Genomic DNA, 13,300 nt, shown 5'->3' with positions numbered 1-13,300 from the left:
TGTCCCCCACCAATCGACCGCTCCCGTACAAGAGAGCCCATTGCCATGCCCACTACTCAGGACATGACGACCCGTCTCGATCCCGGCCTCCTCGACGCCCTACAACACCAAGTCGCCTTGTTCGCAAGGCGCGCTGAGCAAACCCGGCTCGCCGGCATCGGCCAGGTCCGCAACTCCATGGACCGCGCCGCGTACCTCCTACTCAACCGACTCGACCGCGAAGGGCCGATGGGCGTGAAAGCGCTCGCGGCGGGGATGGGCATCGACTCGTCGACCGTCACCCGCCAGGTCGCGCCCCTCGTCGACACCGGACTGGTCAAGCGGACCTCCCACCCGGAGGACGGCCGGGCCGTCGTGCTCCAGCTCTCCCCGCGCGGGCAAGCCCGCCTGGAGGAGGTGCGCGATTCGCGCAGAGCCTTGATGGAGCAGGTCACGGACGGGTGGTCGGACTCCGAACGGGAGTCCTTCACCTCCCTGCTCACCCGCTTCAACCAGGCGCTGTCCGCACGCCAGAACGGAGCGGACGCGCCACCTGCCGTAACCTGACCGACCACCCCCTTCTCCTTCTCCCCTTCCCCTGCGGTTCCTTCCGGTCCTCCCGGTCTTCCCGGTCCTGCTAGTCCTTCGTGACCGACCCTGGTACGCCGACCACCTGGGTCCACGTCCACCGGACCTCCGACCGGGGCCGCGCGCCCCCTTCCCCCTCGAACGGCGCCGGCGCACGCCCGTACGCACGGGCAATGTCCGCCGACGTCTTGACCCGGGGCGCGCGCCTGTTCCTAGATGAGGACGTGAGCGAACGGCAGCGGTCCGTGGTGAAGCACCACCGTGCCCGACAGTTCGAAGCGTTCATGGCGGGGGCGGGGGGCCGGCTGCTGCATGCCGCCACGCTGCTGACCTCCGAGACCACGGAGGACAATCCGCACGCCCGTCGCCTGCTGACGGCCGCACTGGCGCACACCTACGCCGAGTGGGGCCGGCTGCGCGGCGAGGATCCGTACAACCGCACCCGCCAGCAGCTCGCGGTCCGCTTCGCCCGCGGCGCTTGGCGCTTCCGCCGGGCGCGGGGCGGGGTGCTGCAAGGCCTCACCCCGCGCGAACGGCTCGTCCTCGTACTCAGGCTGTACGAGGGCGTCCCGGAGGAGCAGGCCGCGGCGCTGCTCGGGCTGCCGGTGGAGCGGATCCACACGGTGTGCGAGCGGGCGGTGGCCGCGGCCGGGTCCAGCGCCGCCGGCCCTCGACGGCCAAAGGAGCCGGAGCCGGCTCGGGCACCTGCGCCGGGGCCTGAGCCGAAGCCGGAGCCGAAGCCGGAAGCTGATCCGGAGCCCGAGCCGGCACCGCGGACGGCACGCGGATGAGCGCGGAGACCCGCCGGCAGCAGAACGTGCGCCGGATGCTGGACGCCCAGCACCCGCCACTGCCCAACGACATCGCGGTGCGCGCGATCGAACGGGGCGACCGAATGCAGCGCCGCCGGCGCGCCGCCCGGGCCGTGGCCTGGGTCCTGGTGCTCGCCCTGATCGCCGTGCTCACGGTGTGGGCCGCCACGGTCTCCCCATGGGAGGCCGGCCCCCGGGCCACAACGCCACCGGTCGAGGGGCCGTGACCTGCGCTTTCACCAGCCGTGACCGTCGCCGTCAAGCTGCCTATGCTGGAAGGAGCGGTGTACGTCCGAGGAGGTCGTCATGACCAGGAAAGTCGCTGACTGCCGCAAATTCCCCAGTGAAGTGAACTGCACTCTCACCATCTCCGGCGAGGAGGAAGAAGTGGTGCGCGCCGCGACGGCGCACGCCGTCTCCGTGCACGGCCACACCGACTCCCCCGAGTTCCGCGAACAGCTCCGCGGTCTGCTGGTGGACGAGAAGGTCCCCGCGTAGCCGGACGGTCCCGGCGTAGGCGGGCGCTCCGCGTGGTGCGGCGGGTCGCCGCGTCGCCGATGTGCGTGGCCTGTGAATCGAACAGGAGGACGCCCCCTCCCCGAAACGGGTGCAGAGTACACATGTGCCTGCGGAGCAGCCCGTGACCCAACGATTCTTGTGGTGCGCAGGAAAACGGGCTGCAGACCGCGTCCTGTGCACGTCCCTCACGTGCTCGGCACGTGGCGCGTGCGTAGTCCCACGCACGTGAACGCATGACACAGGAGAAGCAACAATGAACGTTCTGACCGACCTGCTCGCCGGCGTCCTCCACTTCGTGGGCTGGCTCGTCTGAGTCTGATCTGAAGTTTCGCGGGTGCCGCCTCTGCGCTGTCGGAGGCGGCACCTTCGCGTCCGGCGTCAGCCCAGCGCCTGCTGGAGGTCGGCGAGCAGGTCGTCGACCGCCTCGATGCCCACCGAGAGCCGCACCAGATCGGCCGGCACCTCCAGCGCGGAGCCCGCGACGGACGCGTGCGTCATCCGCCCCGGGTGCTCGATCAGCGACTCCACGCCCCCCAGGGACTCACCGAGGGTGAACAGCCGGGCGCGATTGCACACCTCGACCGCCGCCTCCTCGCCGCCCTCGACCCGGAACGACACCATCCCGCCGAAGGACTTCATCTGCTTCGCGGCGATCTCGTGTCCCGGGTGGTCCGGCAGCCCCGGGTACAGCACCTGAGTGACCTTGGGGTGGCTGGTCAGCATCTCGGCGACCCGGCCGGCGTTCGCGCTGTGCCGGTCCATCCGCACCGGCAGCGTCTTGATGCCGCGGAGCACCAACCAGGAGTCGAAGGGGCCGGCGACCGCACCCATCGCGTTCTGGTGGAAGGCCAGCTCCTCGCCGACCGCGGCGTCCGCGGCGACCAGGGCGCCCCCGACCACGTCGGAGTGACCGCCCATGTACTTCGTGAGGGAGTGGACGACGATGTCCGCGCCCAGCGCGACGGGCTGCTGGAGGTAGGGGCTGGCGAAGGTGTTGTCCACGACGAGCCGGGCGTCGGCGGAGTGCGCGATCTCCGCGAGCGCGGCGACGTCCGTGATGCCGAGCAGCGGATTGGACGGGGTCTCGACCCAGATGACCTTGGTCTTCGGGGTGATCGCGGCGCGCACGGACGCCGGGTCGGAGGTGTCGGCGACCGACCACTCCACGCCCCAGCGGGCGACGACCTTGGCGAAGAGGCGGAAGGTGCCGCCGTACGCGTCATTGGGGATCACGACGTGGTCGCCGGGGACCAGGAGGGTGCGCAGCAGGCAGTCCTCGGCGGCCAGGCCGGACGCGAAGGCCAGGCCCCGGCGCCCGCCCTCCAGCGCGGCGAGGTTCTCCTCCAGGGCGGTGCGGGTCGGATTGGCGCTGCGGCTGTATTCGTAGCCGCCGCGAAGTCCGCCCACTCCGTCCTGCTTGTAGGTGGACACCTGATAGATCGGCGGCACGACGGCACCGGTGAGCGGATCGGCCGTGTTGCCCGCGTGGATGGCGAGGGTTTCGAGGTGGTCGAAGCTGTGCTGGTGGCTCATGAGGCCCGAGACTAGTCCTGCCCCGGCGACGCGGTGTTCGGCTGTGGACAGCGGCCCACTTGTGGACAACTCCGTGCCCCGATGCGGGGAACGGGGACCGGGCGTGGCCCGTTCCGCAGCGGGTTGGGGACAATGGGGCCATGGAGATTCTCTGGTTCCTGATCGCGGTGGGCCTGCTGGTGGCCGTCGTCGCACCGTTCGTGCGCCGGCGCCGCTCCGGCGGCTTGCAGGTGGTCGACCCCGCTTCCCCCGACGCTGCGAACCCGGACGATTACGGGTTCCTGCGCCAGGAGGAGCTGGACATCCGCCTCCCCGGTCCGGACCGGGACCTCCTCGACGTCCTGGAGGTCGTCCAGCACACGCAGAACTGGCGCGCCGCGTCCCAGCTGCTCGCCGGCACGCCGGCGCGCGGCGAGGTCCGCTGGCAGCGGGTGCAGGCGTTCGCCGGCGCGGCGTCGCTGGAACTGCACCAAAAGCCCGGCGCGGGCGGTGCCTGGCTGCGCACCTGGCGCGCCGAGGCCCCGGAGGACCCGGGCGCCGCGCAGGTGCACGCGCAGTTCCTGGTGCAGCAGGCGTGGCGGTCGTCCTCCGTCGGCGAGGACGACTTCCGGATGATCCTTGAGGAGGCGCGCACGGTCTGCGAAGAGGCTGCGCGGCTCGCTCCGGACGACCCCGTTCCGTACGTCGTCGAGCTGGCCGTGGCCCGCGGCCTGGGCTACGGCCACGAGCAGTTCGACCAGCTCTGGGCGAAGGTCATCGACCGTGCGCCCGACCACATGGGCGCGCACCTGGTCGCCCTGCTCTATCTCGGCGAGAAGTGGCACGGCTCCCGCGAGGAGGCCGACCACTTCGCCACGACGGCCGCGGCCCGCGCGCCCCGGGGCTCGCTGCTGGCGGCGCTCCCCCTGTTCGCGGTGCACGAGCACGCCCCCGAGATCGTGCTCATGCAGGACTTCTACCGCAGCGCCGTGGTGTCCAAGGCGGTCGAGGGCGCGCTGTACGCGGTCCACTCGGCCCGCCCCGACGACCCCATGCTGGCCCACGTCCGCCACCTGCTGGTGCTGTTCCTCGTCCGCTCCGAGCGCTGGGCGGAGGCGATGAGCCAGCTCGTCCACATCGACGGCCACGTCGGGGCCCTGCCGTGGACCCTCAGCGAGGACCCGGCCGCGGAGTACACGGTCTACCGCAACCTCGCGGTCGCCGGCTTCGAGGCGAACGGGGGCACCCCCGCGATGCTCCGCGGCTGACCCGCCCGGCCCCTGCCCGTACCGCTTCCGGAATGTCCGCGGCGTCCCGTGCGTTGTGTGGACAACGACCTCCGAGGAGGAATCCGCATGTTCCTGTCCCGCCGCGCGCCCGTCCTCCCCACGCCCGAGGAGTCCCTCCCGGGCCGCCCCGCCCCCGCTTTCTCCGTCCCCGAACGCCACACCGTCCTGGACACCCCCCTCCAGGGCCCCTACCCCGAGGGCCTGGAGGTCGCGGACTTCGGCCTGGGCTGTTTCTGGGGCGCCGAGCGCAAGTTCTGGCAGGTCCCCGGCGTCTGGACCACCCTCGTCGGCTACCAGGGCGGCCACACCCCGAACCCGACGTACGAAGAGGCGTGCTCCGGCCTCACCGGCCACACCGAAGCGGTCCGCGTCGTCTTCGACCCCTCCGTCGTCTCGTACGAACAGCTCCTGAAGGTCTTCTGGGAGTCCCACGACCCCACCCAGGGCTTCCGCCAGGGCAACGACGTCGGCACCCAGTACCGCTCCGCGATCTACACCCACACCCCCGCCCAGGCCGTAACCGCGACCGCGTCCCGCGACGCGTACCAGCAGGTCCTCGCCGCCTCCGGCTACGGCACGATCACCACGGAACTCCTCCCGGCCGAGGGCCGCCCGTTCTACCCGGCGGAGGGGTACCACCAGCAGTACCTGGACAAGAACCCGGCGGGTTACTGCGGCATCGGAGGCACGGGCGTCTCCTGCCCGATCGGAGTGGCCCGGGCCGACGGCTGACGCTGCCGTCCACAGCCCCTGCTCCTCGGTGCGAGCAGGGGCAAGGGGGGCTCGACGAGCAGGCGCGTTTCGGCGCCCGCGGGCCGGTTACGGCGTCGAGCAAATGACGTTCGCCGACGCTCCCTTGCACACATCAATGCCTGGGCCCGAGTGGATCACGTAGTCGAGACGTCGGCAGGGGGCGCCCGGCGGCAGCGCACACGGCGTCACTCGCGTCACCTGAGGCTCGGAAAATCACCGTCGTCACCTCGTTGAGCGGGCGGGGCGCGCGGACATACTTCCCCGGACGGGGGCGGACGTGTTCGTGAGGTCGGGTTTCGGCTGCAGGAGGCGACGTGCGTAGACGGGTGATGAGGGTTGGGCGGACCAGCGTGGCCGTCGGTCTCGGGGTGGCGTTAAGCGTCGGCATGGTCGGTCCTGGTGGGGATCGCGCACCGGGCGGCGGTGGCGGTGGGGCGGGGCGGCACGTCGTCACGTTGGTGACCGGGGACCGGGTGGTTCTCGGGGATCGGGGGCAGGTCGTCGAGTTCCGGCGGGCGAAGGGACGCGAAGGGGTGCCCGTGCTCTCGCACACCGTCGGCGGACGCACCTACGTCGTGCCGTACGACGCACAGCAGCTGCTCGCGGCGGGTGCGCTGGACGAGCGGCTGTTCGACGTCGCCGAGTTGAGCCGGCCGGAGAGTAGGCGGGAGTACGCCGACGGGCTGAAGGTCATCGTCAGCTACCGCAGTGCGAAGGCGAAGGAGGCGCGGGAAGGGGTGCGGGGCGCGGACGGGGTCGCCGTGCACCGGACGCTGGCCTCGGTGGACGCGGACGCCGTCACCGCGTCGCCCGACAGCGGGACCGCCCTGTGGCGGGCGCTCACCCGCACCGGACGGGACGGCGTCGCCGCGCCCTCCGCCGGGATCTCCCGCATCTGGCTGGACGGCGTCAAGAAGGCGAGCCTGGACACGACCGCGGCGCAGATCGGGGCGCCGGCGGTCTGGCAGCGGTCGTACGACGGCTCCGGCGTCACCGTCGCCGTGCTCGACACCGGGGTCGACGCCGCGCACCCCGATCTGAAGGGCAAGGTCGTCGGCGCGGCGAACTTCTCGTTGTCGCCCGGTACCGAGGACCGGCACGGGCACGGCACGCACGTCGCGTCCACCGTGGCCGGCACGGGCGCGAAGTCGGGCGGCGCCTTCAAGGGCGTGGCGCCCGGCGCGAAGGTGCTGAACGCCAAGGTGCTCAGCGACTTCGGCTCGGGCACCGACTCCGGCATCATGGCCGGCATCGACTGGGCCGTCGCACAGGGCGCCGACGTCGTCAACCTCAGCCTCGGCGGTACGGACAGCATCGGCGTGGACCCGGTGGAAGCCCAGGTCAACGCGGTGACGGAGAAGAGCGGCGTGCTCTTCGCGATCGCCGCGGGCAACTCCGGCCCCGACGCCCGTACCCTCGGCTCCCCCGGCGCAGCGGACGCCGCGCTCACCGTCGGCGCGGTCGACGGCGAGGAGCGGCTCGCGGAGTTCTCCAGCCGCGGACCGCGCCTCGGGGACTCCGCCGTCAAACCCGACGTGACCGCCCCGGGCGTCGGCGTCACCGCGGCGTCCGCCGCGGGCAGCCTGATCGAGCGGTCCGTGGGCCAGCGGCCGGAGGGGTACGTCACCATCTCCGGCACGTCCATGGCGACTCCGCACGTCGCGGGCGCCGCGGCGCTGTTGAAGCAGCAGCACCCCGGCTGGCAGGCGGCCGAGTTGAAGTCCGCCCTGGTCGGCTCGGCCGTGCCGGGCCCGTATCCGGCCCCCGAGCAGGGCACGGGTCGCATCGCCGTGGACCGGGCCGCCGCCCAGTCCGTGTCCGCCGCGCCCGCCTCGCTCGATCTGGGCCCGCAGCTCTGGCCGCGTGACGACGACGCCCCCATCACCCGGAAGCTGACGTACCGCAACGCCGGTGCCGCGGCGGTCGCGCTGGATCTGGCGCTGGACCGGGCCACGGGGCCCGGTGGCGCCGCCGCCCCGGCCGGGTTGTTCACCGTCGGGCGGCGGCAGGTCACCGTGCCCGCCGGCGGCAGCGTCTCCGTGGACGTCACCGCCGACACCGGTGTCGCGGGCGCGCAGGACGGCGGGTACCACGCGACCGTGGTCGCCACCGGCGGCGGCCAGACGGTCCGCACCGCCGTCAGCGTTGACCGCGAGGGCGAGTCGTACGACGTCACGCTCGCCGCCGTCGGGCGCGACGGCGAGCCGGACCCGAACGCCGTCGCGGTGCTGTACGCGCTCACCGGCGAGGGCGCCGACCTCGTCCACCGGCCGAACCTCTCCTCCGGCTCGGCGTCGTTCCGACTGCCGAAGGGCCGCTACGTCCTGGACGCCTCCTCGTACCGCACCGGCGGGTCCGGCGGTACCACGTACGACAAGATCCTCCAGCCCGAGTTGGACGTCTCGGGGAGGACGACGGTCACGGTCGACGCCCGCACCGCCGAACCCGTCGACGTCAGCGTTCCCGACGCACGGGCGCGGGAGGAGATGTCGCTGCTCTCGTACCGTCTGGACCGGGGCGCGGACGCGCTGAGCTACGACGGTCACGCCGCCCTGGAGGCGGGGGTCGACGTGCGCACCGCGCACCTGGGTCCCGCGTCCCCCGACGGTCGGGCGACGTTCTCCTGGCACGGCTCCTGGTCGAGTCCGGTGGGGCGGCGTTACGACGTCGCGGTCGACGCGCTGCGCGGCGCCGAGCGCGGGCGGTTCCCCACGGGCCTGACCAAGAATCACACGCGGGGCGAGTTCGCCCGGGTCAAGGCCGGTCTCGGCGCCTCCGTCCCGGGCAAGCGGGCCGAGTTGATGCCGATCAGCGAGATGCCCAGCGGCGCCGGCCTCGGCTACTCCTCGGTCCACCCGGCGGTCGGCCACCGCGATCTGTGGCTGTCCACGGGCGATGGCGTCAGGTGGAACGTCCGGTACGGGCAGCTGGCGGCGGAGGGGTCCACCGGGCCCGAGTTGGAGTCCGTGCACGGCTTCCCGACGCCGCGGGCGCTGCGGCCGGGCAGCACCCATCGGATCGACTTCAACACCGCGGTCCACGGGCCGCTGCTCGACCGCGACAACGGGCTCGCCCGGCAGGGCGACGTGGTGTACGGGCAGGTGCCGCTGGTCGCGGACGGCCGCGGGCACCCGGGAGACTCGGTGGCCACGAGCGAGGTCACCACGCTGCACCGCGGTGCGGAGCTGGTCGCCCGGATCGAGGACGACCTGCTGACGGACAAGGTGGGGCCGGACGATCCGTTGTTCACCCTGCCGGCCGGGCGGCACACGTACACGCTCGCCTCGTCCGTACGGCGGTCCGCGGACGTGACCCGGGTCGCGGGACGGGTGGACGCCTCGTGGACGTTCACCTCGGACACCGCGGCGGCGGAGACCGCGTTGCCGCTGTCCACGGTGCGCTTCGCGCCGTCCGTCGGCCTGGACTCCACCGCGCCGGCCGGGCGCCGGCAGACGTTCCCGGTCACGGTGCAGGGCGCGGCGGCCGGGCGGAACCTGGCCTCGCTGCGGGTGGACGTCTCGTACGACGACGGTGCGACGTGGCGGGAGGTGCCGGTGCGGCGCGGGCGGATCACGCTGGTGAACCCGCGGGCGGGCGAGGGCGTCGCGCTGCGTGCCCACGTCGTCGACCGGCAGGGCAACAGCGGTTCGGTGACGGTCCACGACGCGTATCTGGGGAGGTAGCCGCAGCCGTCGGGGGCCGGTCGGAGCGGGCAGCGCAGCTCCGGCCGGCCCCGCCCAGTGGTCCGTACCGGGGGTGTGGAAAACGGTTCGAACTGATGCCTGCGCCTCCGTTACGGTGGACGCATGGGTGCTTTCAAGCTCTTCTTCTTCATCTGATCGGGACCGCGGCCACCGCGGCGTCGAGCGTCTGACCAGGTTGGACCGCTCCGCCGGTGGTCGCTTTCTGCTGCCCTGATCACATTGAGCTCGAACACCCCCAGGGGAAGAACCATGCGCGAACGCGCCCAATTGACCTTCAAGGACGTCTCCACGGCGTACGGCACCCGCTCCGTCCTCGACCAGGTGAGCTTCACCGTGCGTCCCGGCGAGCGCGCCGGGGTGATCGGTGAGAACGGCTCCGGGAAGTCGACCCTGCTGCGGCTGATCGCGGGTGCGCAGTCGCCCGACACCGGCTCCGTCACCGTCAGCGCGCCCGGCGGCACCGGACACCTGGCCCAGACGCTGGAGCTGACCTTCGGGCTCGGTCCGAACCGCACCGTGCAGGACGCCGTGGACGCGGCGCTCGCCGAACTGCGGGAGCTGGAACGGCGGATGCGGGAGGCCGAGCAGCGCCTCGGCGCAGATCCGGACGGGGCGAGCCTCGTGGCGTACGGGGAGCTGCTGACCGCGTTCGAGGAGCGCGGCGGATACGAGGCGGACGCGCGGGTGGACGCCGCGCTCCACGGCCTCGGGCTGCACGGCGTCGAGCGGTCCCGGACGCTAGGCACGCTCTCGGGCGGCGAGCAGTCCCGGCTGGCGCTGGCCTGCGTGCTGGCGTCGGCGCCCGAGCTCTTGTTGCTCGACGAGCCGACGAACCACCTCGACCTGGCCGCGGTGACCTGGTTGGAGGCGCAGCTGCGGGCGCACCGCGGCACGGTGGTCGCCGTCACCCACGACCGGGCGTTCTTGGAGCGCGTGGCCACCACCGTCCTGGAGGTGGACCGGGACACCCGCGCGGTCCACCGGTACGGCGACGGCTGGGACGGCTACCGCGCCGCGAAGGCCGCCGCGCGGCGTCGCCTGGAGCAGGAGCACTTGGAGTACGTGGCGGAGTTGGCGGCGACGGAGGAGTTGGTCGCGGCGGCCGGGGCGCGGCTCGCGGCCACCGGGAAGGACCCCCGGCAGGGCTTCGGCAAGCACCGCAGGTCCTCCGAGGCGAAGCTGTCAGGTCAGGTCAGGGCGGCGCGGCAGCGGCTGGAGCGGCTTCGGCGGGAGCCGGTGGCGGCGCCGCCGGAGCCGCTGCGGTTCACGGGCCGACCGATGACCACGGCCGACGGAAGCAGGAGCGGGAGCGGCGGAAATGGGAGCGGGAGCAGTGGGAGCGGCGGGGTTGATGGGAGCCGTGGGATTGACGGGAGCGCCGGGAGCGACGGGGCGGCGCGCGGTAGGGGGCCGGTGGCCGAGCTGAAGGACGTCGCCGTCGCGGATCGGCTGCGGCTGGACGCCCTGTGCGTGGAGCCGGGGCAGCGGCTGCTGGTGACGGGCCCGAACGGCGCCGGCAAGACGACCCTGCTGCGGGTGCTCGCCGGTGACCTGCTCCCCGACCGGGGCACGGTGACCCGCCCCGACGGCGTCGCGGTCGGCTATCTGCCGCAGGACCTGCCGGCCGCGCCGTCGGAGAAGCCGCTGCTGGACGCGTACGCGGCGGGGCGGCCCGGCCATCCCGACGAGTACGTGGACGAGCTCATCGGCCTCGGCCTGTTCCGGGCGGAGGACCTGACCGTGCCGGTCGCGGCGCTCTCCGTCGGGCAGCGGCGGCGGCTGGAGCTGGCGCGGCTGCTGGTGGCCCCCGCCGACCTCCTCGTCCTCGACGAGCCGACGAACCACGTGGCCCTGAGCCTGGTGGAGGAGTTGGAGGAGGCGCTCGGGTCGTACGCGGGGGCGGTCGTCGCCGTCTCCCACGACCGGCGGTTCCGCAGCGGCTTCGGAGGCGACCGGCTGGAGCTGCGCTCGGGGCGCCTGGCGGCGTGATGCCCCGTGTCCCGGCGGGGCCGGTATGACCGGTGCCGGTCCGGCCGGGACCGGGGTGGCCTGGGGCGATCCACGGCCGGTGGTGGTTTTCCACAGGCGGCGGTCGGGCGATGTCCACAGGCTCGGGGCGTGATCGGCGGGCACGGTTAGGGTTTCGTACGTGGGGATCAGCGAAACAGCACAGACGTCACCCGTCCCGGGGAGCACCGGGCACGCGTCGGAAGGCGCGCGTCCGATCGGTGCTGCCCGGGACGGACGGGTCGGCAGGGCCGGCAAGACCGGCCGGGCCGAGAGCAGCAGCAGCGGCAGCGACGACGGCGCAGGCGGCGGATCGGGGCGCCAGGGTGCGTCGACGTCGCCGTCGTGGTGGCGCGTCCCGCTCCTGGCCACCGCGGTCGTCGTGCCGCTGTACGTGCTGTGGGCCGGCTGGCTGGCCACCGGCGGTGGCGACCTCGCTGCCCAGTTGGCGTGGAAGGGCTTCACCGAGCAGCACCCCGGCGCCGCGTACAACCTGTCGTGGTACGGCGGCACGCACACCGCCAATTACAGCCTGCTCGCTCCTCCGTTGATGGCGCTGGTGGGCGTGAAGGCGGTCTCCGTCGCCGCCGGGCTCGGCGGCACCTGGGCGTTGGCCCTGCTGTGCGTGCGCAGCGGGCTGCGGCATCCCGTGTGGCCGGCGCTCGCCGGCGCGCTCGCGCTGTGGGCCAATGTCGCCTCCGGCCGTACGACGTTCGCGCTCGGCACGGCGATAGGGCTGGTCGCCCTGGTGGCGCTGGCGCGGGTGGAGCGCCGGACGGCGGGCGCGGCGACGCTCGCCGCGCTGTGCGCGGCGCTGTCGACGGCGGCGAGCCCGGTGGCGGGGCTGTTCGTGGTGGTCGTGGGTGCGGCGTGGCTGCTCGATCGCCAGTGGTGGAAGGCGGTGGTGCTGTTGGTGCCGCCCGCGGCGGTGGTCGGCATCACGACGCTGCTGTTCCCCTTCAAGGGCGAAATGCCGATGCAGTCGGCGAAGCTGTGGATGCCGCTCTTCCTGTGCGCGGTGGTGGTGCTGGCCGCGCCGCCGGTCCGCGAGTGGCGGCTGGTGCGGTACGCGGCCGGGGTGTACGGCCTGGGCGTGGTGCTGACGTACTACACGCCCTCCCCCATAGGACGGAACGTGGAGCGGCTCGCCGGTCTCGCGGGCCCTCCCGTGCTGCTGGCCGCGGTGATCACGAGCGGCGTCCTGGTGTGGGGCGCGCTGCGGGCGAGGTCCCCGCGGAATGCGGGCGCGGAGCCCGGGCCGGCTACGAAGACCGGGCCCGTCACGGGGCCTGTGGGCAGGGTCGGGGCGTGGGTGTTGGTGGGCGTGCTGACCGTGGCCTTCGCGGTGAACACGAACTGGCTGATCGACAAGACCGAGGACGACCTGGTCGTGTCGAACACCGTCCCGGCCTGGGCGAAGCACACCGACGGGGTCATCGCGGAGTTGCAGCGCCTGGGCGCGGACCGCACGCGCGTGGAGGCGGTCCCCGCTCGGAACCACCGCGAGGCGACGCTGCTTGCTCCGCACGTGAACCTGGCCCGCGGGTGGAACCGACAGTTGGACGTGGAGCGCGGCCGGCTGTTCTATGACGGTTCACTGAGCCCCGAGACGTACCGGGCGTGGCTGGACCGGTGGGCGGTGGGCTTCGTGGTGCTGCACCACGGCCGTCCTGACGGCCCGGCCGAGGATGAGGCGGCGCTGGTGCGCAGCGGCCCCGAGTATTTGCAGCAGGTCTGGCAGGACGAGCACTGGACGATATACCGGGTCAAGGACGCGGTGCCGTTGGTGGAGGCCCCGGCGCAGGTCGTGCGCCTGGACGCGGCCGAGTTGGTCATACGGATGTCGCAGCCGGGGTCGGTGACGATACGGGTGGCGCACTCGCCGTGGCTGCGGGCCGAGGGGGCGTGCCTGGAGCCGGCGGGTGAGTTCAGCCGGCTGACGGTGAAGGAGGCCGGGGAGTACCGGTTGGACTCCGCGTACCGACTGTCGCGGGGCGCGGGCGCGGGCTGCTGAGCCGAACACACGGCGGACGGCAGGGCGGGTCCAGGTCCGGGCACGGGCACGGGCACGGGCACGGGCCCGGACTGGGACCTGAGCCGGGGCTGGGACCTGAGCCGGGACTTGGTCCCGGTGGGT

Annotated in this window: 10 protein-coding genes; 9 read left to right on the top strand and 1 reads right to left on the bottom strand. The window is 73.1% G+C overall.

Features of this window, described 5'->3' with window-relative positions; translation table 11 throughout:
• Window positions 1-45: 45 nt before the first annotated feature.
• The 4 genes from ABZ842_RS21055 (at window position 46) to ABZ842_RS21040 (ending at window position 1,877) form a co-directional block, all read left to right on the top strand.
• Window positions 46-546 (top strand): MarR family transcriptional regulator, encoded by a 501-nt coding sequence (locus tag ABZ842_RS21055; RefSeq protein ID WP_361538555.1) that lies wholly within the window; start codon window positions 46-48, stop codon window positions 544-546.
• A 305-nt stretch (window positions 547-851) separates the two neighbouring features.
• Window positions 852-1,358, top strand: coding sequence for a sigma factor-like helix-turn-helix DNA-binding protein (locus ABZ842_RS21050; protein ID WP_361538633.1), 507 nt, complete (start codon window positions 852-854; stop codon window positions 1,356-1,358).
• Window positions 1,355-1,606: a hypothetical protein gene (locus tag ABZ842_RS21045; protein ID WP_361538553.1), complete on the top strand. Its 252-nt coding sequence runs from the start codon at window positions 1,355-1,357 to the stop codon at window positions 1,604-1,606. Before ABZ842_RS21050 ends, ABZ842_RS21045 begins: the two co-directional genes overlap by 4 nt.
• Window positions 1,607-1,685: 79 nt before the next feature.
• Window positions 1,686-1,877 carry a DUF1059 domain-containing protein gene (locus tag ABZ842_RS21040; RefSeq protein ID WP_361538551.1) on the top strand — a complete coding sequence of 64 codons (192 nt, stop codon included), beginning with the start codon at window positions 1,686-1,688 and terminating at the stop codon, window positions 1,875-1,877.
• Window positions 1,878-2,276: 399 nt separating this feature from the next.
• Here the strand turns inward: ABZ842_RS21040 and ABZ842_RS21035 are convergent, their stop codons facing one another.
• Complete coding sequence (locus ABZ842_RS21035; RefSeq protein ID WP_361538549.1) at window positions 2,277-3,431, bottom strand: cystathionine gamma-synthase; 1,155 nt, start codon at window positions 3,429-3,431, stop codon at window positions 2,277-2,279.
• A gap of 140 nt (window positions 3,432-3,571) precedes the next feature.
• Here ABZ842_RS21035 and ABZ842_RS21030 point away from each other — a divergent pair, with 140 nt between their 5' ends.
• The 5 genes from ABZ842_RS21030 (at window position 3,572) to ABZ842_RS21010 (ending at window position 13,177) form a co-directional block, all read left to right on the top strand.
• The gene (locus tag ABZ842_RS21030; protein ID WP_361538547.1) at window positions 3,572-4,678 is read left to right on the top strand and encodes a hypothetical protein; all 1,107 of its coding nucleotides are present in this window, start codon (window positions 3,572-3,574) and stop codon (window positions 4,676-4,678) included.
• Window positions 4,679-4,765: 87 nt separating this feature from the next.
• Window positions 4,766-5,431, top strand: a complete 666-nt coding sequence (gene msrA / locus ABZ842_RS21025) for a peptide-methionine (S)-S-oxide reductase MsrA (protein WP_361538546.1) — start codon at window positions 4,766-4,768, stop codon at window positions 5,429-5,431.
• Between the two features lie 560 nt (window positions 5,432-5,991).
• Entirely contained in the window at window positions 5,992-9,135 is a 3,144-nt protein-coding gene (locus tag ABZ842_RS21020) for a S8 family serine peptidase (protein WP_361538544.1), read from the top strand.
• Window positions 9,136-9,405: 270 nt separating this feature from the next.
• Window positions 9,406-11,145 (top strand): ABC-F family ATP-binding cassette domain-containing protein, encoded by a 1,740-nt coding sequence (locus ABZ842_RS21015; RefSeq protein ID WP_361538542.1) that lies wholly within the window; start codon window positions 9,406-9,408, stop codon window positions 11,143-11,145.
• A 400-nt stretch (window positions 11,146-11,545) separates the two neighbouring features.
• Window positions 11,546-13,177 carry a hypothetical protein gene (locus tag ABZ842_RS21010; RefSeq protein WP_361538631.1) on the top strand — a complete coding sequence of 544 codons (1,632 nt, stop codon included), beginning with the start codon at window positions 11,546-11,548 and terminating at the stop codon, window positions 13,175-13,177.
• The last annotated feature ends 123 nt before the right edge of the window (window positions 13,178-13,300 follow it).

The organism is Streptomyces sp. NPDC047315, assembly GCF_040643215.1.
Classification (GTDB): domain Bacteria; phylum Actinomycetota; class Actinomycetes; order Streptomycetales; family Streptomycetaceae; genus Streptomyces.
This window is presented reverse-complemented; position numbering and strand designations above follow the sequence as displayed.